This window comes from Bifidobacterium sp. LH_417, assembly GCF_056357035.1.
In genome coordinates, this window is sequence record NZ_JBKEVI010000005.1 from 33,904 (window position 1) to 56,440 (window position 22,537).

Sequence of the window (22,537 nt, forward strand, 5' to 3'; positions counted from 1 at the left end):
GACGCGTACCAGCACGTGCCGATCCATATCCGCATTCACATTCAACCGATCTCTATTCATTTTCATCCACATCCGACACCACGACGACATAGGAGTTCAGCCATGGCGGACACCATCATCGACAACACCCATCCCTTCGACTACCTGAACGATTTCCTCACGCTCGCCCGCTCGGGCGCGGCATGGTTGGAACGTCACGCCAAGCATGACGAGGACGGCATCTACTGGGACTACGAGCCGGAGGACGGCACTCCCGGAGGCCACTCCCTGTTCAGCGGTGACGGCGGCGTGGCGCTCGCCTTCCTGCAGCTGTGGCAGGAGACCGGCGAACGACATTATCTCGACGTGGCCATCGAACAAGCCGAAGCCCACGTGAACCGGTGGAAGCACGGCACACTGTCGCCGGAACGCGCGCAGCGCGGCCTTGCCGGGTTGGAGCTGATTCCCGGCAACGAGTGGAGCTACTATCTCGGCATCACCGGCCCTGCGTATGTGCTGCTCGAAGTCGGGCGGAACGCGAAACGTCAGGATCTGGTGGACGCGGGATTTGCGATTCTCGACGACGTCATCGCGCATGCGAAGCCCGTCGCGGCGAATGATGGCGATGGTGGTGACGGCGTGCAGTGGTCCGGTGAACCGGGAATCCTGCTCGACGGCGGCATCATCGTCGTGCTCGCGTGGGCGTATGAGACGTTCGGACGTAAGGATTACGCGCAAATCATCGAACATGCGGCCGAAGCCGTGCTCGCTAAGGCTATCCGCCACGATGGAGGCGATGATGGCGATAGCGGCGACGGTGCCACGCGTGGGGCGACCGGACTGTCGTGGCAAGGGCTCGACTCCACCGCATTGGGGGCTCCGGCGACTACCGAATGGCCGGGATTCGAATTCGGCACCGCGGGCGTCGGATTCCTGCTCACGCGTGCATGGCAGGTCACCGGCCGACAGGAATTCCTTGATGCGGCATTGCAGGGCAAGGCGTACCTTGAATCCATCGCCGTGCCGGTGGGGGATGGGCGTCTAGTGCCGTACCGCACCGATCGTGGCGATCTGTTCTACCTCGGCAACTGCCATGGGCCTGCGGGAACGTCCCGATTCGCGCAGGAACTGGCCGTGGCCACAGGAGACTCGCAGCATCTCGACTGGCGTGACGAACTGTACCGTGGCCTTGTGGCGACTGGGGCGCCGCAGACGCATTCCGCCGGATACTGGCATACGTCCACGCTGTGCTGCGGTACTGCCGCCATCACGCATTTCGGTATCGCCCTCTGGTCCGCCACAGGAAGCGACGAGTATCGCGGGTTCGCGTTGGCGGCCGCACGTCAGCTTGCCGGTGAATCCTTCCTGGAAGACGGGCCGGCGCATTGGCCGGACGCGTTCGTGCGCGTCGAACCGGACTATGTCTCCTCCCGCAGCTCGTACCTCGCCGGTGTGGCCGGCATCGTGGCCGTGCTGGTCGAGGCGGCTCGGCTTACGCGCGGCGTGAAGCCGTCGCTGCGACTGCCGGAGGACCCCTACCCGCGCGAAGCGTGACCGGACACGGGTGTATTGGCGGTGCCTCTGGTCATATGTGATTGACATGCGAAGGAACCATCCGGGGCAGTCGGTGGCCGACCAGTAGGATTCCGATTTCATGCCGCAGGATTTTCGCAAGGCGCACGAACCGCTCGATCGCGTCACAAATCCCGGAGAACAGTCCTATCGTCCGGGATTTGTGACGCTGGGAGCTGGTCAGCGTCACATATCCCGGACGAAGCCATCGATTCCCGGGATTTCTGACGCTGAGGAGACGTATCTCGCCACCAGTTCCTTAGCCTGGTTCGGTCCTATGGTCTGGTTCGGTCCTATGGTCTGGCTTTCCTTCGCTCCGTCGCCCTTCGTCCCCATCAGCCCATCCCGGCCTCGACCGGCAAACCCCCGGCCGGACGGCGAAGCGCGCCCAATACAGACAACCCGCCCCGCCAACACGACAAGCCACACCAAGGTTGACAACAACATAGGAACACCCTGCCCATAACCTGCCCTTATGGTCACGCCGCGGAAATCGCGATACCGACGCGACGATTCGCGAGTACGTTGTCTGATAGCGTTCGGAACAGCGTCATCGACACCGTTTTCCGACAGTGTCATCGTGGGTAATCGCCGCAATCCCACCGTTCCCGCATCTCCTGCGTCAGGAGGGTCGATCCGGTGTGGCCGGCAGCGGCGAACGAGTGAAGGGATCATCGTCATGTCGAGTTTCGCCACGCGCGCCGTCCACGCGGGATACGTCCCGACCGACAACGGACGTGCCGCCGTGCCGCCGATCTACGCGTCCGCCGCATTCGACCTCGGCGACGCGTTGCGCGGCGACGCGCTCGCGGCCGGCGAGCTCGACGGATTCGAATACTCGCGCGTCGCCAATCCCACGGTCGACGCGTTGGAACGCCGCATCGCCGCGCTCGAAGGCGGCATCGGCGCGGTCGCCGTCGGCTCCGGCATGGCGGCCGTCACGTACGCGCTCATGTGCGCGGGCGAGGGCGGAGGCCGCATCATCGCCCCCTCCAACCTGTACGGCGCGAGCGTCGACGCGCTCGGCGACTTCCTCCCGCAGTTCGGCATCCACACGGATTTCGTGAAGAACGTGAACGACCTCGACGAGGTCGCCTCGAAGATCGGCCCCGACACGCGCGCCATCTTCGCCGAGACCGTCGCCAACCCGTCCACCGAACTGCTCGACATCGAACCGTTGGCGCGTCTCGCGCACGAGCATGGCGTCGCGCTCATCGTCGACAACACGGTGCCCACGCCGTACCTGCTGCGTCCGATCGAATTCGGCGCCGACGTGGTCGTCCATTCGACCACGAAGGGCATCACCGGGCACGGCAACGCGATCGGCGGCGTCGTGGTCTCCGGCGGCACGTTCGACTGGGCGAACGGCCGGTTCCCGCAGTTCACCGCACGCCAGCAGGTCATCAGCGACGACCGCAACGGCGAATGGCACAGCTTCGCGGAGAAATACGGCAAGGCGGCGTTCATCAAACGCATCCGCATCAAGTACCTGCGCACGTTCGGCGCGGTCGCGAGCCCGTTCAACGCGTACCTGTCGCTCGTCGGATTGGAGACGCTGCCGCAGCGCGTCTCGCGTCAGGTCGAGTCCGCGCGACGCATCGCCGCGCATCTGACGCGCACGCCGCACGTCGTCAAGGTCAATTATTCCGGTCTCGGCAACACGCCCCAGTTCGATCTGGTCGGCAAGTACTTCCCGAACGGCGTCGGCCAGATCCTGTCGTTCCTCGTCGACGGCAGCGCCGACAACGTGCGCCGCATCATCGACGGCACGCGGCTGTTCTCCTACGTGCCGAACATCGGCGACGCGCGTTCGCTCATCGTCGACCCCGCGCACATCACGCATCGTGAAGTGCCTGCCGAGGCGCGCGTCGCCGCCGGCGTGACCGACAATCTCATCCGCCTGTCCATCGGCTTGGAGGACGCCTCCGACCTGATCGCCGATCTCGACCAGGCCATCGCCGCCGCCTACTGACGCGCGTTTCGTGCGCGTTTCGCGCGCGTCTCGCGCACGGCCGGCGTGACGCGTACAGTATGCGGGTAGCGAATGGATGAGCCGCGGCCTGCGCGCCGCGGGAACGAAACGGATACGAGGGGAGTGCGGCGGACATGACGGCGTATATGGATCACAAGGATTTGGCGAACGAGACGATCGACGAGACGCGCACGCACGAGATCGCGGACGGCGTCCGGCGTGTGCTCGACGGCATCGCCGCGGCGGAGCAGGCCGCCGGCCGCGATGCCGGTTCGGTCAGGCTGCTCGCCGCGACGAAGACGCGCGACGTGGGCGAGATCATGGCCGCCATCGACGCGGGCGTGCGCATGATCGGCGAGAACCGCCCGCAGGAGGTACAGGCGAAAGCCGAAGGATTGGCACGACAGTGCGCCGCACGCGGGTTGGAGCTCGGCCGCGACGTGCCGTTCCACCTGATCGGCCAGCTGCAATCCAACAAGATCGGCAAGGTGCTGCCCGTCGTCAACACCATCGAATCGGTGGACTCGATCGAGCTTGCGGAGAAGATCGCACGCCGCGCGGTCATGCGGAACATGACCGTCGGCGTGCTGCTTGAAGTCAACGAGTCGGGCGAGGCGTCGAAGTCCGGATGTGCGCCCAGCCACGCCATCGACCTCGCCAAGCGCATCGGCGCGATGGGCGGTCTGGAGCTTCAGGGGCTGATGACGATCGGCGCGCATGTGGACGACGAGGCGACGATCCGCGCCGGATTCGCCCACCTGCGTCGCACCCGCGACCAGATTCTCGCCTCCGGCGCGCAGGGCACCGAACACTGCAAGGAACTGTCGATGGGCATGACGCAGGACATGGCGATCGCCATCGAGGAGGGGTCGACGATCGTGCGCGTCGGCACCGCGATCTTCGGCCCCCGCGCCTTCATCTGATCATCTCGCCGATCATCTGAATCCTCATCTGATCAGCTGGGGACTCAGGCCTCCAGCGCCTCCTTGATGGCGCCGACGAAGTAGTCGAGGTCGGCGGGCTTGCGGGAAGTGATGAGCTTCCAGCCGTTCGCGTCGTCCACGTGCAGCTGCTCGTCGACGTAGTGGCCGCCCGCGTTCTCGATGTCGGCGGCGATGTAACGGCACGGCGCAGCGGTCTTGCCGGCCACGAGGCCCGCGTTCACCAGCAGCCACGCGCCGTGGCAGATCGCGGCGATCGGCTTGCCTTCGTGCGCGAACTCCTGCGCCAGCGTGATTGCGTCTTCGTTCACACGGATGCGGTCCACGTTGCAGGTGCCGCCGGGCACGACCAGCAGGTCGTAGTCGGCCGCCTGCACGTCGGAGAGCTTCGCGTCCGGGGTGAGCGTCTCGCCCTCGTAGCGGTCGTGCTGCACGGTCTCGCACGGTTCCAGCTCGGTCGCGGCGAGCGTTACCTGCGCGCCCGCGGCCTTCAAATCGCGCAGCGGGCGGGTGAGCTCCGTCTCCTCGATGCCCCAGTTGTTCACGATGATGAGCACCTTCTTGTCCGCGATGGCCATGATTCCTCCTTGGAATGCTTGGGAACGGACCGGCCGCGCCGAGCATGTCGGTGCTTGGGCGCGGCCGGCCGTGATGTGGTTGCTTGCCGTATCCCATTATGCCGTGCCGGGCGTCGTGCGTCGGGATTCCACGCGGTAAGCTGAGAGGGATACGTCGAGCCGTGCGTTCATCGCTCTCCGATGAGAGTGCTTCCCACGTGGCGGGTGGGGGAGAGGCCGTCATCCGGAATCGTTTCGGATGATTCGGCGAGGCATCCGACGGCTGGACGAGTCGACGCCATCGACGAGAAGGGGACGCAATGACCGAGCCAACCAACACGAATCCCAACGGGTACCCCGCTCCCAACGAATACCCCGCCTCGCCATACTCGCAGCCGTATGCGCAGCCATACTCACAGCCGTACCAGCAGTACTATCAGCCGGAACCCGGTTGGAACGCGATGGCCATCGCCGGATTCATCACGTCGTTCCTGTTCTCGATCGTCGGTCTGATTCTCAGCATCATCGGACTCAACCAGATCAACCGGACCGGCGAGAAGGGCAAGGGGCTCGCCATCGCCGGAATCATCATCAGCACGATATCCCTCATAGTGTCCGTGCTGCTCGTCGTCCTGCTCGTCGCGATCGTCTCCAGCGCACTGTCGTACGACCCCAACTACGACTATTCATACGATGACGGCGACGGCGGCTACTCCTACGACGACGGCGACGACGTGACGACCGCCGCCGACCGTCTCGCAGCCGCGCCGGACGATGCGACCGCGCGTCTCGACGCGGTCGTCGCCGCGGCGTACGCGACCGTCGCGTAAGCGCGGAAGCCGCGTCCGCGACGGTCGTGCGTTCCGGCGTGCGGCGCACACGCCGCCGGAACGCGCGACGGGACTAGACTGGGCGACATGAGAATCGCACGTTTTTCACTCAATGACACGCCGCGATACGCCTTCGTCCAGACGGACGAGGCCGACGGCAAGGATTATCTCGTCGAACTCGACGGCCACCCGCTGCTCGGCGGCAAGGTCGCCCCCGCCGGCAAGCGCTACGCGCTCGACGCGGACGGCATCCGTCTGCTCGCGCCGGTCCTGCCGAGCAAGGTGTACGGACTCGCCAAGAACTACGAGGCGCACGCCCAGTTCATGCACGAGGCCGGCCACTCCGAGATCTCGCACGCGCCGGAGGACATGGTCATCTTCACCAAGCCGTCCACCTCCGTGATCGGCCCGGACGACCCGATCGTGTACCCGGCCTGCTCGAAGGACATGAACTTCGAGCCGGAGCTCGCCGTCGTCATGGGCCGTGTCGCCAAGAACGTGCCGGTCGAGAAGGCCATGGACTACGTGCTCGGTTTCACTTGCGTCAACGACGTGACGCTGCGCGACCTGCAGGGCCTCGACCCGACGTGGACGCGCGCCAAGGGCTTCGACACGTCCTGCCCGCTCGGCCCGTGGATCGTCACGCGCGACGACGTGAACTGGAAGGACGCGAAGATCTCGTTCACGCTCAACGGCGAGGACGTGGCGATGGCGTCCGGCACGACCGCGAACCTCATCCACGGCATCCCCGAGCAGATCGCCGCGATCAGCTCGTTCTCGACGCTCCTGCCCGGCGACGTCATCATGACGGGCACGCCGAACGCCTCCGGACATCTGGAGCCGGGCGACGAGACCATCGTCCACGTCGAGGGCGTCGGCGATCTGCGCAACGTGATCGTGCGCGCGTGAGGTTGTGCCGTGCGGTCTCACATGCCTGCATGAGTGCTTGACCGCATGACCGCGCGGCGCATGCGCATCTATGCTCCCGATGCTTCCGCCAGCGGGAGCTGTCCCGTTCAAGCGGGACTGAGGGCGGCCGTCGACTTGCGTTACGGCCGCCCTCAATCGGTCTGTATCTCATCCGCGTGTCCCTAGGGGGGGGACTATGGGCGTGTAACCCACTGAGGGGTTCACCGGCGGAAGGGAGAGGACACGGTCATGCCGTTCAATTTCATCGATGTCGTTCGCTATGGCGGAGGAGACACCAAGGACGTGTTCGCATGGAGGCATCCGAGCACCGAACTCAAGGCGGGGACCAAACTCACGGTGATGCCGCACCAGCTTGCCGTGTTCGTCAAAAGCGGTCGTATCGCGCAGACGTTCCGCGAGGGGGCCAGCGTCATCGAAGGCAACAGTGCGCCGCTGCTGACCAGCATGACCAAGATGTTCACCGGCGGGGTCAATCCGAATGATGCGCGCGTATACTTCATCAATCTGACCGACAAAATCGGCGTGGGGTGGGGGACCCCTTCGCCCATTCTCATCCCGGTGCCGGGCAACGTCGGTCCGCGAGGCAGCGCATTGACCATTCCCGCTGGCGCCAATGGAATGTACTCGATCGCCCTCTCCTACATCGACCCCGACACGACTCCGGGGCCGCAGACCGATCAATCCAACGCCGCGCATCTTGATGCGTTCTTCCATCAGTTCGTCTCGGATCGTGAGGTCACGACCGTGGACGATGTGGTCGCGGCGTTGAGGCAGAAGATCAACGAGGGCATCCGTGACGTGTTGAGCAAAGTCCTCACGGAGGCTGGAATCCCCATCAACATGATTGACAGCAAAACATCCGAGATCGCCGACGAGCTGAGGTTGCGGCTGCGGGAGCCGTTCGCCCAGATGGAGCAGCAGTACGGCGTGAAGGTCTTCGATTTCACGCTCAACGCGGTCGTCATCGACAGATCGAGCAGGGATTATCTGCGATACGAGAAGCGTGCCCAGGAATTCGAGGACGAGGCCGCCAAAGCCGAGACCAGGCAATACACGCAGCGCATGGACGCGCAGACGAAGTACGTGCGGGAGCGTATGGATGCGTTGGGCGACATGGCCCACACCGATGCCAAGGCCTACGACCAGCGGCAGCGTGGCTACACCTTCCAACAGGAACACACGTTGGATGTGCTCAAGACGGCGGCGGCCAACACGGGAACCGGCTCCGATCTGATGAACGGCGGCATCGGTCTGGGCGTGGGTCTCGGCGTGGGCGGATCCATCGTCAAGGGACTGGGGGCGGCCGTCTCCTCGATGGGAGCCATGGACTTCACGCCCACGACCGCAATGCCGAGTCAGCATCAACCGTTGGCGTCCCAGCCGCTTGCGCCGACCCCGGTCGATTCGACGCAGACTCCGGTTGCCCCGACGCAGCCTGTGTCGCAGGCTCCGGGAGCTGCCGCGGTTCCGATGCCGCCTGCCCCACAGGCTCCTACAGGGCAGCCGGCATCAGGTCAGCAGGCGCCCGCGGCGCAACCGCAATCCGGGCAGCCGTCGAGCAATCCGATCGAGGCTCTGCAGACGCTGAAGAAGGCTCACGACATGGGCCTCATCAGCGATGACCAATTCGCCGCGAAACAGCAGGAGATTCTCGCGCGCATGTGACCCGCGCCGTCGGACCCCTGCGGCATGCAGCGCCGCCGACGGCGGATGCGGCAGCCCTCGGAACAACCTTTGAGAACAGAAGAAAGAGGATATCCCATGAAAGGCAAGCAATTCATCATCTTCGCCGTGCTGCTCACGGTCGTTGTCGACATCATCATGCTGGTCATTCCGCATGTCAACGTGTTGGCGTTCTGGCTGGCGTTCGTCATGCTCACCCTGAGTGGACTGGCGTTCCTCATCCCGGCGGTCGTGCGTCCCGCCACGGACTACACCACGCGTCTGCCGGTGTTCGCGGTGCTCGCCGTGAACTACGTGCTGCAGATCGTGCTCACCTTCTTCTCCAATACGGGCTGGTGGCGTGTCACGCTGATCGTTGAACTGCTCGCGTTGCTGGTCGTCTCCGGCATCGCATTGGCCGTCTCCTACACCGAGGGGCGCAATGACGCGGCCAACGCGCAGTACGCGCAGGATTCCGCCAACCGTTTCACCCCGAAGCAGGGTGGATTCTGATGAAGTTGCTGTTCGCCAAGCGACTGTTCGTGCGCCTCAGCATAGGCGTATGGACCGTGGTCGCCGTGTGTCTGATTCTCCTGTCGTTCAGCGGGCTGATGTTGCAGGGGTTCATGCTCGTGCTGGACAACCCGGATGCCGCCTCGCAGTTCGACCCGGACATGGTGGCGTCCTTCCGCGGCATGCTGGGGTTCCTCACCGGCGTGCTGCCGGTCTATGTGATACTGGCGGTCACCTCGCTACTCGGTATGGTCGCCACGATGACCATGTACCAGGATATCAGTGACACCTACAGTCACCATACGTATGTGCGGACCTCCGGCAAGATCGCCGACACCATGGGCTACGAGCCCACGATGGCTCGCACTCGCGGCGTCCTGGACGCCACCATGGCCGCCGCGGCCGCTCCGGGGGCTGGTGTGCCGGGTGGTGTCCCGGGCGATGTTCCGGGTGCCGGTGCATCGTTCGCCGCGGCCCCGTCGCCGGCGAATGGGCCGCGGCCCGTGCCGGGATCAGTGCCGCTGCCTATGCAGCCTATGCAGCCGCCACAGTCGTCACAACGTAGCGGGGAGGCATCATGAACGTATCCGGAGCGGTAATGGCCGTGATACTGATTGTGCTGCTGCTGATGACCATCATCGTGCCGATTGCAGGCATCGTCCTGATCGTCCGTCTGGTGAAAAGGTCGTCGAATCTCGCCGGGTTCCGCGGCAAAACGAAATACTTCCTGATTCCCGTCGCCGCCGTGTTTCTGCTGGCGTGGGGATACAGCTCGTTCAGGGACGGTGGAACCGCCGAAGTGGGCAAAGGCATCGCTGGTATGGCGGCTGGTGTCGTGTTGGTCGCATACTGCGTGTACGAGGAATGGCGTGACGCCGCCAGTATGCAGGCGCTCCGTCAGGAACTCGATCTCCGCGTGGACAGACGTGTAGCCGAAGAGACGCAGTATTCCACCGACATGCATCGAGCCGCCGGCGTCAACGCCTCGGGCGTGAGCAAGACGGTCGTATGCCCGTCATGCGGCTGCGAGGCCATCCTGCCGATGGGCCACGCCATCCTGTGCGCCGGCTGCGGCAATCCGGTCTCGTTCGCTGCACAGGCCACGGCCACCGCCACCAGCATCGTCGGCCACGATATCGCCTACGACGATGAGCTGTTGCAGGACGGCACCGGCGTGACCGAACGCGACCTCAACACATTGCGGCAGACGCATGCTGTGGACGGTCGTGCCATCTGGGGTGATACGGCCGCCGTGACGTTCCGCTGCCCCGACTGTGCTACGACCATCGCAGGGCACGTCGACCAGCCGCCGGTATGCCCGCGCTGCCGTCGCCAGCTGACGGCAGCCGACATCATGGCCGACCGTTACGGTGCCACCGCACACGTCGACTCCGGACAGGCCGCCACCGCCGCTTCCGGGCGCGAGGTGCCGATCACGTGTCCGTCCTGCGGAAGCCGTGGAACCGGCAGGCTTAACCGGACATACGTCTGCGCGATATGCGGTCATGCCGTCGCCGCGAGTGAGTTGGAACGGCATATTCCGCCGGGCATGCCGGTTCCGTCGCCCGTGCCCGTTCCTGCGCCGCCGGCTGGCGCGGCAGGAGTCCGATCTGATGCCATGAGAGGAGGGAACCGATGAGCGCGTTCAACAACGGGCCCGCGCGTCAGCCGAAGTTCGCCGCCGGTGCGCCGCCGACCATTCGCAAGGGGCGCCCCGAGGACGACGTGCAGCTGAGTGCCCGGCAGCGCGATCGTAAGTACATGCGCGCATATGGCACGCTGTCGGTGTTGTACGTCGCGCTGGCCGTCGTCGCCGCCATCGTGTTTCGCAAAGCCGTGTGGAGCGACTCCCTCAAGGAGGCGTTGCGATCCGTGGTGGGCAATGATGTGGACAGCGTCCGCGGGCAGGGCCTGATCCTCGGGGTTCAGTGGGTATTCACTTGGATGTTGATCGTACTGCTCGGCGTTCCGATGATCGCGATTCTCGCGGATTTCATCCGACGCGTGATCCGTCGCAACCGTTTCGTGTACATCGAATCGGACGATTATATGAGCCGCCTGCTCAAAGGCGAGGCGGACGACGCCACCAAGCAGACCTTGGACTACATCCGCAAAGAGTTGCTGTACGTCAACCGCACATGCCCCAACGGGCATGTGGTGCTGGTGCCGGCCGATCATCGGGTCCGATGCCCGTACTGCACCAACGCCGACGTAAAGGTGTAGGAACGGCGCGCGTTACTCAACGCCGCCCGTAGGCAACGCCTATGCCAATGCCTATACCAATGCCGATCAATGCCAATACCAATGCCAATATGTGAAAGGCCGATGATGAACATTCCTTCGGAATGGCCGCATGACATGAACATGCTGTTGCGCAAGGCGCAGCGGAACAACGCGTACGCGCAATGGCAGCTGAGTCGCGCATACCGTACCGGCGACGGCGTGTCGAAGAATATGGACGAGGCTCTCCAGTGGTGTCGTCTGGCGGCAAAGAACGGATTTTCGGACGCCATGGAGGATCTGAGCAGCGGCAAGGTCTTCGGCTATGCCGTTCCGTCGAGTGAAGCGGCGGAATGGGAAGCGAAGTGGCTTGAATCCCTGAAGCATGAAAAGACCACCGTCATCAGGAGCGTCGTTGTCGGCGAGGAGGTGGACGAGCCGTCGTTCGGAACGGATCCGACGCCGTATCTCAAAGACATCAGATCGGCCGAGCAGATGCTGAACGGAGGCACGCCGGACGGGTTCGTGGCTGCCATGCGTATCCTGCAGAACCCTGCGGAGCAGGGCGTGGCGCGGGCGGAATATGACTTCGGCATGGCCTGCCTGCAGGCCCAAGGGCAGGTGTTCAATGCCAGCCATCTCAAATCACTTGAATTGGCGGGCATCCATACGGGTGTCTATCAGGCTGCCCATTGGCTTTCCCTTGCAAGCAAGCATGGTCACGGAACCGCGGCCGTACTGCTCGGCGATTTGAACGCGCAGGGCACCCTGGATGATGGCGTTCCCAATATGCGTGCAGCGGCGGCTTTGTACGCCCGCGCCCAGCGTAACGGGTATCCGTTGGATCCAGAGCAGCAGGAAGTGATGCAGCGGTATTCCGCTTCCAAGGGTGATGCGGATTCCAGTGACTTCGCCCCTCCAAGCCGTTCCGTGCCATCGCAGGTTGGCGACTCCCCGGTTGCGACGCCCATGGGGGCGGCGGCTCCGAGGCCGGTTCCCGCGCCGCCGCTTCCGCATGCGTCGGCATCCCCGTCCCAGTCGGGGCAAGGAGGCGCGTCCGGCCAAGGCGACGCGTCCAAGGGGTCGGGCAAGACGTTCACGCGGCTTGCCATCATGTTGGCGGTCGTCTGGCTGGTGTTGTGGCCGCTGATCGGCAACAAGCCGTGGATACTGGTTCTCGCGGTCGTCGTCTTCGTGATCGGCAAGGTCGTCGCGGGGCGTAAAAGCAAGGAATGATGAGGCCGCTGATGCCGCGCAATCCTCGCTACCTCCTTACCTCCGCAGTCTTCGCTGTCCGAGTTTGAGTCCATGCAGGCGAGGATGCAAGGATGCGCCAAGGATGCGCCAAGGATGCACGGCTTCCATGCTGGCGCGTCTGGCCGATCCGGATTCGGGGTGCCATTCACCTGTTCGTCCGCGATCGGTTCGACTTGCAAACTTGAGTGATGCTGACTCAAGTTTTGGGAATAGAATGTCCTCCAGGTCGGTTGGACATGTCAGAACATGACATGGGTGATCCGGTCACGCGCGGCGACGTGCGCGGACGGACCGCCACGAGACTTGGAGGACAGACTTATGGAACAGAAGTTCACGACCATGGCCCAGGAGGCCATCGGCGACGCCATTCAGAGCGCCGCCGCCGCGGGCAACGCGCAGGTCGAGACCCTGCACGTGATGGACGCGCTGCTGCGTCAGGAGCAGGGCGTCGTACGCGGGCTCATCCAAGCGGCCGGCGGCGACCCGCAGGCCATCGGCGCGGCCGTGCGCAACGCGCTCGTCGCACTGCCGAGCGCGTCCGGCTCGACCACGTCGCAGCCGCAGGCCAGCCGTCAGCTGACCGCCGCTATCGCACAGGCCGAGAAGGAGATGCAGGCCATGGGGGACGAGTACGTCTCCACCGAACACCTGCTCATCGGCATCGCCGCCTCGGCCCCGAACCAATCGGCCGACATCCTGAAGAAGAACGGCGTCACGCCGGAGGCCCTGCGCAAGGCCGTGCCGGGCGTGCGCGGCGGCGCGAAGGTGACCAGCCCGGACGCGGAAGGCAGCTACAAGGCGCTGGAAAAGTACTCCACCGACCTGACCGCCGCCGCGAAGGAAGGCAAGCTCGACCCGGTAATCGGCCGCGATCAGGAAATCCGCCGCGTCATCCAGATCCTTTCCCGTCGTACCAAGAACAACCCGGTGCTGATCGGCGAGCCCGGCGTCGGCAAGACCGCCGTCGTCGAGGGCCTCGCGCAGCGCATCGTCGCCGGCGACGTGCCGACCACACTGCAAGGCAAGAAGCTCATCTCGCTCGACCTCGGCTCCATGGTGGCCGGATCGAAGTACCGTGGCGAGTTCGAGGAACGCCTCAAGAGCGTCCTCAACGAGATCAAGAACGCGGACGGCCAGATCATCACGTTCATCGACGAGATCCACACGATCGTCGGCGCCGGCGCGGCCGAAGGCTCGATGGACGCCGGCAACATGCTCAAGCCGATGCTCGCCCGCGGTGAACTGCGCCTCATCGGCGCGACCACGCTCGACGAGTACCGCGAGAACATCGAGAAGGACCCGGCGCTGGAGCGTCGTTTCCAGCAGGTGTTCGTCGGCGAGCCGAGCGTCGAGGACACGATCGCGATCCTGCGCGGTCTCAAGCAGCGTTACGAGGCGCACCATAAGGTGACGATCGGCGACGACGCGCTCGTGGCCGCCGCGACCCTGTCCAACCGGTACATCTCCGGCCGTCAGCTGCCCGACAAGGCCATCGACCTGGTCGACGAGGCGGCCGCGCACCTCAGGATGGAACTCGACTCCTCCCCGGAGGAGATCGACGAGCTCCAGCGCAAGGTGACCCGCTACGAGATGGAGGAGATGCAGCTCAAGAAGGCCGAGGATCCGGCCTCCAAGGAGCGTCTCGAGAAGCTGCAGGCCGAAATGGCCGACGCTCGCGAGAAGCTCGCGGGCCTCAAGGCTCGGTGGGACGCGGAGAAGGCCGGTCACAACAAGGTCGGCGATCTGCGCGCCAAGCTCGACGCGCTGCGCGTCCAAGCGGACAAGTTCACCCGTGAGGGCAACCTCGCGGAGGCGTCGCGCATCCTCTACGGCGAGATCCCGGCCATCCAGAAGGAGCTCGCCGCCGCCGAGAAGGCGGACGCCGAGTCGAAGGAAGGCGGTGACGGCATCGGCTCCGGCAAGCCCGAGCCGATGGTCCCGGACCACGTGGACGCCGACTCCGTGGCGGAGATCGTCTCCGACTGGACCGGCATCCCCGTCGGCCGCCTCATGCAGGGCGAGAACGAGAAGCTGCTCCACATGGAGGACTATCTTGGGCATCGCGTGATCGGCCAGAAGGAAGCTATTCAGGCCGTCTCCGACGCGGTGCGCCGTTCTCGTGCGGGCATCTCGGATCCGAACCGCCCGACCGGTTCGTTCCTGTTCCTCGGCCCCACCGGTGTCGGCAAGACCGAACTCGCGAAGGCCTTGGCGGACTTCCTGTTCGACGACGAGAAGGCCATGGTGCGCATCGACATGTCCGAGTACATGGAGAAGGCTTCCGTGTCCCGTCTGATCGGCGCCGCGCCGGGCTACGTCGGCTACGAGCAGGGCGGCCAGCTCACCGAGGCCGTGCGTCGTCGCCCGTACTCCGTCGTGCTGTTCGACGAGGTCGAGAAGGCGAATCCGGAGATCTTCGACGTGTTGCTGCAGGTGCTCGACGACGGTCGTCTGACCGACGGCCAGGGCAGGACCGTGGACTTCAAGAACACGATCCTCATCATGACCTCCAACCTCGGCTCCCAGTTCCTCGTCAACGAGGATATGGACGCCGACGCGAAGAAGAAGGCCGTGATGGACGCGGTGCACATGAACTTCAAGCCGGAGTTCCTCAACCGTCTGGACGACATCGTGATGTTCCATCCGCTCACCCGCGAGGAGCTCGGCGGTATCGTCGACATCCAGGTGAAGAGCGTGAGCGCGCGCCTCACCGACCGCCGCATCAAGCTCGACGTGACGGCCGCCGCACGCGAGTGGCTTGCCAACATGGGCTACGATCCGGCGTACGGCGCCCGTCCGCTGCGCCGCCTCGTGCAGACTGAGGTCGGCGACCAGCTGGCCCGCATGCTGCTCGCCGGCAAGGTGCACGACGGCGACACGGTGCTCGTCGACCAGACCGGCGGCGAACACCTGGAGCTCACCGCCATGCCCGAGGATCCGCTCGCTGGCGGTGCCGGCTCGTCCACGTCCGACGGCCCCGATGATCCCGATGTCAACGTCGAGGACGTCAGGACCGACGAGTGATTCGTGACTCAGTGAGTCCCGAACGGTGAGCCCCGAACGGTGAGCCCCGAACGGTGAGCCCCGAACGGTGAGCCCCGAACGGTGAGCCCCGAACGGTGAGCCCCGAACGGTGAGCCCCGAACGGTGAGCCCCGAACGGTGACGAGTAAGGCCGGTGCGCTCCCATCATTCGACGATGGAAGCGCACCGGCCTTACTCGTATTTGGTTCGTATTTGGTTCGTATTTGGTTCGTATTTGGCACAAGCCGTGCCGCTGCTCCTTCGGTTTCTGCTGCTCCCGCTGGCGGGAGCTGTCCCGCATAGCGGGACTGAGGGTGGTTTGTCGACGCACGCGTTGTGCCCGCGCTGACCGCCCCAGTTGGTCTTCGACCGACAGCCCCGCCAGCGGGCGAGAGAACGCCTCCTCGCCTCGCTCCGGATCAGGCCGGCGACGACCCGCATGAAACCGTCGTCGTAATGACTCCTGCGATTCCCGGACATGAGAAACCGCACCTCCAATCATCAGATCCGAATTACTTCAGTCCAACAATCGGGGTGCGGTTCAGCGGGGTAAGCCGAGTGGGGTCAGCGCTGCGGCGGAACGAAGTGAAGCCGGACACGCGTGCGGCGTCCAGGCGTGAACGATGAAGGTGCACGGGGGTGCATCGAATCGTTCACAACGACGACGACGCTCCGTGTTCCGGCGGAACGAAGGCCTCGAAGATGTGGTGGTCGAAGTACTGATCGCACTGCGCGAGCTCGTCGCTGGAACGTACCGTCCACGAGACGGCGATCGCGCCCATCGAACGGGCGAGACGCACCTGCGGCAGATGGCCGCCAGTCCAGTCATAGGCGACGAAATCGGGGCGGGACAACCAGTCGAAGGCGAGCAGTCCCGCGACGAACTCGGCCGGGCCGTCCTTCGCGAGCGAGGCGGGCCAGCTCAACTGGCCTCGGCACACCTCCGGATGATGCTCCTTGTACCAGTTCACCGCGCCCGGGTTGAACGATTCGATGACATACGGTCCCGCGTACGCCTCGAGCAGCGCATGACCCTTCTCCATCAGCTCGGTTTCGCGTTCGCCCCATGCGGCGTTGTCGTTGAACTTGTATTCGACGATGAGCGGTGCGCGGCCCGCCACCACCTTGAGCACGTCGGCGAACAGCGGCACATGCTGGTAGTAGCCGTCCGGTGCGGTGGCCGGCGTGACGACCAGCGGCGGATTCTCGTCCGCGCCCGGCAGTGGATGCGCCTTGAGATCACCCGGCTTCGAACCGCGCGACGCGGGGAACAGGGGGATACGCGTCAGCTCGTCGTAGGTGAGGTCTTCGATGCGGCGCGGATCGCCCGCCACGCGCAAAAGGTCCGCGTCGTGCACGACGACCACCTGACCGTCGAGCGTGAGCTGCAGGTCGAGTTCGATGCCATAGCCGGCCTCGCAGGCTGCTGCGAACGCCGCGAGCGAGTTCTCCGGCGCAATCGGACCGGTCTCGTCGGGAGTGCCGTAGCCGGCCTTCAGGGCCATACTGCGGGCGAGCGCCACATAGTCGGCGTTCTCGGCGATCGATGCGGCGGCCGTGTCCGCGTCGGCGCTGACCGGATTATCGCCGGTGTAGTCGGCGATGTCCTCTATGCCGACCAGACCGGAACCCGCGTCGTGCAGACCGCGATGCGCGTACCACACGTCGGGGATGACAGGCACATAGTTGCGGCGCTTGTCGCCGAACGAACGCGGCGCCATGGCCCATGCGGCCGCTCCGGCCAATACCGTTCCGCCGATAATGGCGTTCCTCAAGGCTTTCGACATGGCAATCCCTCCCATAAGTGTTGCCGATGATGCCTCCAAGCCTACACCGCGCAGGGTGTGCGGCTGCGCTTCCAGTCCGCGCTGGTGTGCGGGGTGTGCGGGGTTGACCCGCGGGGTGCGCGGCTAGGTCGAGCGGGTATGCGGGTGCTGGTGCGGGACGTGCAGCCGGTTTATGCGGGGATGCAGAGGTGTGTGGCTAGACCGAGCGGGGTGTGGCCCCGTGCGACCCAGTTCGCGCGGGATGCGGGTGCGGCCAAGCCGGGCGACTTCGTGGGGCCAAGCCGAGCGGGCGAGCGGCCCCGTGCGGATACGCGGGTGCTGATGCGGGGCGCCGCGCAGGGTGTGCGGCTAGGCCAAGCGGAGTGGGATGGCCCCGTGCGGATATGCGGGCACCGATGGTCGTCTCCCGGAACGGCCCGTATCCGTGGGATGGTCTCGTGAGGATATGCGGGCACCGATGGTCGTCTCCCGGAACAGCCCGTATCCGTGGGATGGCCCCGTGCGGATATGCGGGCACGCTGGCTTAGCCCGCACTGGGACGCCGTCGCCACTCCCAGCGAAGCGTCTGTGACAGGACATACCCATTCCGTTTCGCTGAGAGGTCGTCCTGCGAAGTATCTGTGGCCAGTCGTGTCCGTTCCGTTTCGCTGAGGCTGGTTCGTGAAACGCCTGTGACAGGTCGTGCCCATTCCGTTTCGCTGGGAGGCCGTCCGGTGAAGCGTCTGTGACGTGCCATACCCGTTTCGTTTCGCTGAGGCCATTGTGCAAAGCGCCTGTGGCAGGTTGTGCCCGTCTTGTTTCGCTGGGAGGTCGACCAGTGATGCGCCTGTGGCAGGACATACCCATTCCGTTTCGCTGACAGGTCGTGCCCATTCCGTTTCGTCGGTCAGCTGCTCCGCGAAACGTTCGTGGTAAGTCGTGGCCGTTGTGTTTCACTGGGCGGCTGCTCCGCGAAGCGTCTGTGGTAAGACATGCCCGTGTCGTTTCGCGGGGCTGCTGTTCCGCGAAACATCAGCGACATGCCGTACCCGTTGTGTTTCGCTGGGGCTGGTTAACGGGGCATCCGTGGTTGGGCGTGGCCGTTTCGTTTCGCTGGGTGGTTGCTCAGCGAAACATCGGCGGCGGGTCGTGCTCGCTCTGTTTCGCTGGGCTGTTAATTCGCGAAGCATGAGTGATGGGCAGTGCCCGTTGGTTTCGTTGGGCTGATTCGCGAAACGTCTGTGATGGGTCGTGTCCGTTGCATTTCGCCGGGAGACTGCTCAGTGAAACGCCTGTGGTAGGCGGTGCCCATTTTGTTTCGCCGGGGTTGACGGGCGTCCGTGATAAGTCGTGCCCGCTTTGTTTCACTGGGCTGGTTAGCGGAGCATCTGTGGTAGGCAGTGCCCGCTTTGTTTCGCTGGGAGGCTGGCCTGCGAAGCATTGGTGACATGCCGTGACCGTTTTGTTTCGCTGGGCTGGTCAGCGGGGTGTTCGTGACATGCCGTGCCCGCTTTGTTTCGCCGGGTTTGGTTGGCGAGGCGTCCGTGACATGCCGTGCCCGCTTTGTTTCGCTGGGGAACTCGGTCCGCGCTATGCCTGCGATGGGTCGCAGCGGTGCTATAACGCGGTGGCCAGCCAGTCCGGCATGTGCGGGTCGGCTGGGTCGAGCCGTCGGTCCGCGTGGTCCGCACGTAGCGGAGCCCAGCCGTTCGTGCGGAACATATCGAGCAGGTCGCGCGCCGCGCAAGGCTCGGGGTCGTCGACGAGTCGCAGCAGCCACGCGCACACGCCCGTCACCTGTTCCGCCGTGACGCCGCGTGCGCGCAGCGCACCCATGTCGAGCGAGCGTTCGCGTTTCGCGAGACGCTTCCCGGCCGCGTTGTCGATGAGCGGGATGTGCGCGTAAGTGGGGCGTGCAGGGGAGGGGATCTCGGCGGATTGCGGCGCGGATTGTGTGGACTGTGCGCGGGTGGTCTCTTCCCCGGTCGGTCCGCGGCTGACAGCCCCCTCGCCAGAGAAGGACGAAGACTTGTGTGCGGCGGCTCCCGTGTCGGAGAGCACCGCGATGTCGTGCGATGGGAATGCGGAGTCCCATCCGCCGGCGATGAGGCGCTCGCGGATGTAGGTTTGCAACGCGGTGGAGCGCAGCAGGTCACGTCCGCGCACGATCGAGTCGACGCCCATCGCGAGATCGTCCACGGTGACGACGAACTGGTATCCGAGCAGTCCGTCCGATCGGCGGATTACCGAATCGCCGATCTCACGCGCGAGATCGAACGATTGGGAGCCGAACACCGCATCATCGAACTCGACGGTGCCCGCGGAGGCGCCGGGCATCGCGATGCGCAGCGAGTGGCGGTCGCCGCGCGCGAGACGTTCCCGCACTTCGTGCGGGCGTTCGTGCGCGAGACGACGGCAGGTGCCGGGGTAGATCTGGAATCCGTCGCCTTCCTGAGGTGCGGATGCGGCGCGGATGTCCGCGCGCGAACAGAAGCATGGATACATGAGCGGGATGCGCGTGGCGTCCGTTTCGCGTGAAACGGACTCACGCGGCCCGTGTGGGGCGACGGTCTGCGATTCCAGCAGTCGCAGTGCCTGCTCGTACAGGTCGATACGCTGTGACTGGTAGATGGGATCGCCGTCCCAGTCGAGGCCGAGCCAGTCGAGATCGTCCATGATCCACCGGTCGGCGTCCGGCAGTACGCGTGGCGTATCGATGTCCTCGATACGCAGCAACATGCGTGCCCCGTGCGCCCGTGAGTCGAGCCATGCGGCCAGCATCGCCGTCATATTGCCGATGTGCATGCGCCCCGAGGGCGTAGGTGCGAAGCGTCCCGTCATGCGTACCAAGCCTACACGGGGAGGTGATGGAGGCTCGGCACACTCGCTGTCGGCAAGGGCGAGGCCAAGCCTACATGGGGAGGGGGCATCGCCGGGCAGGACCCACTTCCATCCGCTGATTGAGGAGCCTTTGCTGACGGGTATGGCGATGGCGGCGAGGGCGGCACGTCGACGGGACCCCGGGGTGCGGGCGGGGGCGCGGGCGGGAGCACGGGTGCGGTGAGGGTGCGGCGAGGGTGCGAGCGTGGCGATGGGGGTCGGGTGCGGCGAGGGTGCGGCGAGGACGAGGCCTACTTGTGGTAGGGCTCGCCGGCGTTGATCTTGTAGGCGCGGTAGATCTGCTCCAAGAGGATGACGCGCATGAGCTGATGCGGGAACGTCATCTTCGAGAAGCTGAGCTTGAAATCCGCGCGTCTGAGGATCGCGTCATCCAGACCGATGGAGCCGCCGATGACCAATTGGATGTGGCTGGTGCCGCGCAGTCCGAGGTCGTCGATCTTCGCGGCGAGTTCTTCGCTGGACAGCTGCTTGCCGTCGATCGCCAGGGCGATGACGAACGCGTTGTCGCGAAGATGTTTCGCGATGCGTTCGCCCTCCTTCGCTTTGATCTGCCGTTCCACGCCCGCCGAGGCGTGTTCCGGCGTCTTCTCGTCGGCGACTTCGATGATGTTGAGACGGCAATAGCGCGACAGTCGTTTCGAGTATTCGTCGATGGCGTCGCGCAGGTACCGTTCCTTCACGCGCCCCGGCGCGATGATGTCGATCTGCATATGTCCGCTTTCGTTCCTGGTCGTTCGGGGGAGTGGTGCTGTTCGATGGTGAGGTCCGGAAGCTGGCCGTCCGGCGGCGGGCTGGCATCCCGCGGCATCCGTGTCCCTGGTGCCTAAGTGCAGAAAACGTACGCCGGAACCTGTTCGGCGTACGTTTTCTGCGGATTCGTTCCCGTGTACGGGCTTCAGTCGATGACGCCGTACAGGCGGTCACCGGCGTCGCCGAGACCCGGCACGATGTAGCACTTGTCGTTGAGCTTCTCGTCGACGGCGCAGACCACGACCTTGAAGTCGATGGACGGGTCGATGTGCTCCTCGACGTACTTGATGCCCTCCGGCGCGGCGATGATGTTGATCGCGGTGACGTCCTTCGCGCCACGCTCGGCCAGATAGTGCGTGGCGGCGACGAGCGTGCCGCCGGTGGCGAGCATCGGGTCGATGAGGAAGCACTGGCGGCCGGACAGGTCGTCGGGCAGACGGTTCGCGTACGTGATCTGCTGGGTGGGGTGCTCCTCGTCGCGCTTCATGCCGAGGAAGCCGACTTCGGCGGTGGGCAGCAGACGGGTCATGCCGTCGAGCATGCCGAGTCCGGCGCGCAGCACGGGCACGATGATCGGGCGCGGTTCGGCCAGCTTCTTGCCGGTCATCGGCGCGACCGGGGTCTCGATCGGCGTCGCCACGACGGACAGGTCGCGCGTCGCCTCGTAGGCTTCGAGCATGACGAGTTCGGAGACGAGCTCGCGGAAGGTGGAGGACGGGGTCTTCTTGTCGCGGAGCACGGTCAGCTTGTGCTCGACGAGCGGGTGATTCAACACATGCAATTCCATAGTCTCCAAGAGTACCCGTTTCGCGCGTCCGTGTGGACGGTGCGCGTGTGCATGCGTGTGTGCATACACACGGCGAGACGGCTGAGATGATTGCCGGCCGGGCCGCCGCGCGGTACGGGGAGCCGGGGGACGCGGTAGGGTAGGAGTCATGTCGATTGCATCTCAGGAAGCGCGCAGGCAGCTCGATCGAATCGTGGCGTTGGGGTACCCGGATGTGGCGGATATGAGCGCCGCCGCGTTCCGCGCGCTCGCGAACCCGCTCATCGAGGCGTTGGAACATTCCGATCTCGGCACGAACATCCTGCTGGTGCCGACGCGCGAGCTGGTCTCGCCGGAGTCGCTGATCGCGCGAACCTCCATCTACCGCATGGCCGGCTTCACGACGATGCCGCCGCGCGACATCGCCAGCTTCCTGCCGCAGGACGGTTTCGAACCGCCGGAGGGTCCGTTTTACCTGGTCGTCGACCCGCATACCGGCACCTGCTACGTGAACCGCGAGCCGGACGTGGCGCGCAAGCTCATCGATTCGGACGAGCGTCTGCCGCTCACGTTGGAGGAGGGGCTTGCGATCGCCACGCAGCATCCGGAATGGCTGCTGGAGAAGAACGGCTTCAATCTGCTCGGATCGCGTTCCGCCGACGGCCGCGTGCCGAGCATCTGGATGAGTCAGAACGCGCCGCGACTGGGCGCGGTCTGGCCGAACTCCCGCCACACGTGGCTCGGCAACGCGTATTGCATCGCACGACGCGGCGTGAGCCTGTTCATCTGAGTGCGGCATCCGACGCGACACGCCGAAACGCCGTTCCGCCGCGTTTCCGGTACATATCTACCGGTGATATGCGCGGCGGGTAGACTGAGGGCAGTTCATCGTTCATGG

18 protein-coding genes and 1 pseudogene are annotated in these 22,537 nt (G+C 65.0%); 13 read left to right on the forward strand and 6 right to left on the reverse strand.

All coding sequences use genetic code 11. The annotated features are described in order from the left end of the window. The first annotated feature begins 102 nt into the window (after positions 1–102). The 3 genes from AC1AYR_RS04725 (at position 103) to AC1AYR_RS04735 (ending at position 4,446) form a co-directional block, all read left to right on the forward strand. The gene (locus tag AC1AYR_RS04725) at positions 103–1,533 is read left to right on the forward strand and encodes a lanthionine synthetase LanC family protein (protein WP_476511641.1); all 1,431 of its coding nucleotides are present in this window, start codon (positions 103–105) and stop codon (positions 1,531–1,533) included. Positions 1,534–2,230: 697 nt separating this feature from the next. Continuing rightward, a complete protein-coding gene (locus AC1AYR_RS04730) occupies positions 2,231–3,523 on the forward strand; it encodes an O-acetylhomoserine aminocarboxypropyltransferase/cysteine synthase family protein (protein ID WP_476511642.1) in 1,293 nt (430 codons plus the stop codon). A 134-nt stretch (positions 3,524–3,657) separates the two neighbouring features. Further along, entirely contained in the window at positions 3,658–4,446 is a 789-nt protein-coding gene (locus tag AC1AYR_RS04735; protein ID WP_476511643.1) for a YggS family pyridoxal phosphate-dependent enzyme, read from the forward strand. A gap of 44 nt (positions 4,447–4,490) precedes the next feature. Here the strand turns inward: AC1AYR_RS04735 and AC1AYR_RS04740 are convergent, their stop codons facing one another. Beyond that, positions 4,491–5,042, reverse strand: a complete 552-nt coding sequence (locus tag AC1AYR_RS04740) for a type 1 glutamine amidotransferase domain-containing protein (protein ID WP_476511644.1) — start codon at positions 5,040–5,042, stop codon at positions 4,491–4,493. A 299-nt stretch (positions 5,043–5,341) separates the two neighbouring features. Here AC1AYR_RS04740 and AC1AYR_RS04745 point away from each other — a divergent pair, with 299 nt between their 5' ends. The 9 genes from AC1AYR_RS04745 to clpB all read left to right on the forward strand — a co-directional run bounded on the left by AC1AYR_RS04745 (position 5,342) and on the right by clpB (position 15,457). After that, positions 5,342–5,851 carry a DUF4190 domain-containing protein gene (locus AC1AYR_RS04745; RefSeq protein ID WP_476511645.1) on the forward strand — a complete coding sequence of 170 codons (510 nt, stop codon included), beginning with the start codon at positions 5,342–5,344 and terminating at the stop codon, positions 5,849–5,851. An 87-nt stretch (positions 5,852–5,938) separates the two neighbouring features. After that, positions 5,939–6,760 (forward strand): fumarylacetoacetate hydrolase family protein, encoded by an 822-nt coding sequence (locus AC1AYR_RS04750; protein ID WP_476511646.1) that lies wholly within the window; start codon positions 5,939–5,941, stop codon positions 6,758–6,760. 249 nt (positions 6,761–7,009) lie between these two features. Next, positions 7,010–8,446, forward strand: a complete 1,437-nt coding sequence (locus AC1AYR_RS04755; RefSeq protein WP_476511647.1) for an SPFH domain-containing protein — start codon at positions 7,010–7,012, stop codon at positions 8,444–8,446. A 96-nt stretch (positions 8,447–8,542) separates the two neighbouring features. After that, positions 8,543–8,956: a hypothetical protein gene (locus tag AC1AYR_RS04760; RefSeq protein ID WP_476511648.1), complete on the forward strand. Its 414-nt coding sequence runs from the start codon at positions 8,543–8,545 to the stop codon at positions 8,954–8,956. Next, a complete protein-coding gene (locus AC1AYR_RS04765; protein ID WP_476511649.1) occupies positions 8,956–9,537 on the forward strand; it encodes a hypothetical protein in 582 nt (193 codons plus the stop codon). Before AC1AYR_RS04760 ends, AC1AYR_RS04765 begins: the two co-directional genes overlap by 1 nt. Beyond that, positions 9,534–10,595, forward strand: a complete 1,062-nt coding sequence (locus AC1AYR_RS04770) for a hypothetical protein (RefSeq protein ID WP_476511650.1) — start codon at positions 9,534–9,536, stop codon at positions 10,593–10,595. Before AC1AYR_RS04765 ends, AC1AYR_RS04770 begins: the two co-directional genes overlap by 4 nt. After that, complete coding sequence (locus AC1AYR_RS04775) at positions 10,592–11,179, forward strand: hypothetical protein (RefSeq protein ID WP_476511651.1); 588 nt, start codon at positions 10,592–10,594, stop codon at positions 11,177–11,179. The genes AC1AYR_RS04770 and AC1AYR_RS04775 overlap by 4 nt, the downstream gene beginning before the upstream one ends. A 102-nt stretch (positions 11,180–11,281) precedes the next feature. Next, complete coding sequence (locus AC1AYR_RS04780) at positions 11,282–12,412, forward strand: tetratricopeptide repeat protein (RefSeq protein ID WP_476511652.1); 1,131 nt, start codon at positions 11,282–11,284, stop codon at positions 12,410–12,412. 339 nt (positions 12,413–12,751) lie between these two features. After that, positions 12,752–15,457: an ATP-dependent chaperone ClpB gene (gene clpB / locus AC1AYR_RS04785; protein WP_476511653.1), complete on the forward strand. Its 2,706-nt coding sequence runs from the start codon at positions 12,752–12,754 to the stop codon at positions 15,455–15,457. A 374-nt stretch (positions 15,458–15,831) separates the two neighbouring features. On the opposite strand, the pseudogene AC1AYR_RS04790 reads toward clpB, so the two are convergent. The 5 genes and pseudogenes from AC1AYR_RS04790 to upp all read right to left on the reverse strand — a co-directional run. Further along, positions 15,832–15,936: pseudogene (locus AC1AYR_RS04790) on the reverse strand (IS3 family transposase); the annotation flags it as partial. A 173-nt stretch (positions 15,937–16,109) separates the two neighbouring features. Next, positions 16,110–17,243, reverse strand: coding sequence for a glycerophosphodiester phosphodiesterase family protein (locus AC1AYR_RS04795; protein ID WP_476511654.1), 1,134 nt, complete (start codon positions 17,241–17,243; stop codon positions 16,110–16,112). A 1,596-nt stretch (positions 17,244–18,839) separates the two neighbouring features. Continuing rightward, complete coding sequence (locus AC1AYR_RS04800) at positions 18,840–20,063, reverse strand: glutamate--tRNA ligase family protein (protein WP_476511655.1); 1,224 nt, start codon at positions 20,061–20,063, stop codon at positions 18,840–18,842. Positions 20,064–20,353: 290 nt separating this feature from the next. After that, the gene (gene rlmH, locus AC1AYR_RS04805; protein ID WP_476511656.1) at positions 20,354–20,833 is read right to left on the reverse strand and encodes a 23S rRNA (pseudouridine(1915)-N(3))-methyltransferase RlmH; all 480 of its coding nucleotides are present in this window, start codon (positions 20,831–20,833) and stop codon (positions 20,354–20,356) included. A gap of 185 nt (positions 20,834–21,018) precedes the next feature. Continuing rightward, positions 21,019–21,660 (reverse strand): uracil phosphoribosyltransferase, encoded by a 642-nt coding sequence (upp, locus tag AC1AYR_RS04810; RefSeq protein ID WP_214313899.1) that lies wholly within the window; start codon positions 21,658–21,660, stop codon positions 21,019–21,021. Between the two features lie 148 nt (positions 21,661–21,808). Here upp and AC1AYR_RS04815 point away from each other — a divergent pair, with 148 nt between their 5' ends. Then, entirely contained in the window at positions 21,809–22,429 is a 621-nt protein-coding gene (locus tag AC1AYR_RS04815) for a DUF5701 family protein (protein ID WP_101622488.1), read from the forward strand. The last annotated feature ends 108 nt before the right edge of the window (positions 22,430–22,537 follow it).